This window comes from Actinophytocola xanthii (assembly GCF_001921205.1).
In the GTDB taxonomy this organism is placed as follows: domain Bacteria; phylum Actinomycetota; class Actinomycetes; order Mycobacteriales; family Pseudonocardiaceae; genus Actinophytocola; species Actinophytocola xanthii.
Genome location: NZ_MSIE01000182.1, coordinates 1 through 891, shown reverse-complemented (window position 1 = coordinate 891; position 891 = coordinate 1). Strand labels below are relative to the sequence as shown.

At 66.6% G+C, this 891-nt stretch carries 1 protein-coding gene; it reads right to left on the bottom strand.

What is annotated here, in order from left to right; translation table 11 throughout:
* Positions 1 to 891 (bottom strand): ADP-forming succinate--CoA ligase subunit beta (gene sucC, locus BU204_RS37825; protein WP_075130583.1); only part of this gene is annotated, 891 nt, incomplete at both ends.

Below are 891 nucleotides of genomic sequence, written 5' to 3'. Positions count from 1 at the left end.
GCGGCCTCGGTGAGGATCCGCCGGCCCTCCTCGGCGTTGTTGCCGTCCAACCGAACCACGATCGGCTTGGACACCGTGTCCCCACGACTGTCCAGCAACTCGAACGCCCGCACGATCCCGTTCGCCACCGCGTCACACGCCGTGATCCCACCGAACACGTTCACGAACACACTGCGCACGTCGGCATCGGACAGGATGATCTCCAACCCGTCGGCCATCACCTCCGCCGACGCACCACCACCAATGTCCAGGAAGTTCGCCGGCCGCACCCCACCGAACGCCTCACCCGCATACGCAACGACATCCAACGTCGACATCACCAGACCAGCACCATTGCCGATGATCCCGACCTGACCATCCAACTTCACATAGTTCAGGTCCTTCGCCTTCGCCGCCGCCTCCAACGGATCCTCCGCGGCGATGTCGACCAACTCGGCGTGCTGCGGGTGGCGGAACGAGGCGTTCTCGTCGAGGGTGACCTTGCCGTCCAACGCGACGATGTTGTCCTGCGGGTCGCGCACCAGCGGGTTCACCTCGACCAGCGTGGCGTCCTCGGCCACGAAGGTCTCCCACAGCTTGACCAGGACCTCGGCGGCCTTGTCGGCGATGGCCTCGGGGAACCTGGCCGCCGCCACGATCTCCGCCGCCTTGGCCCGGTCGACGCCGGCAAGGGCGTCCACCGGGATCTTCGCCAGCGCATCCGGGCGCTCCACCGCGAGCTGCTCGATATCCATCCCGCCCTCGGCCGACGCCATCGCCAGGAAGGTCCGGTTCGCCCGGTCCAACAGGAACGAGACGTAGTACTCCTCGGCGATGTCCGAAGCAGGGGTGACCAGAACCCGGCGCACGACGTGACCCTTGATGTCCAGCCCGAGGATGTTCTCGGCCTTG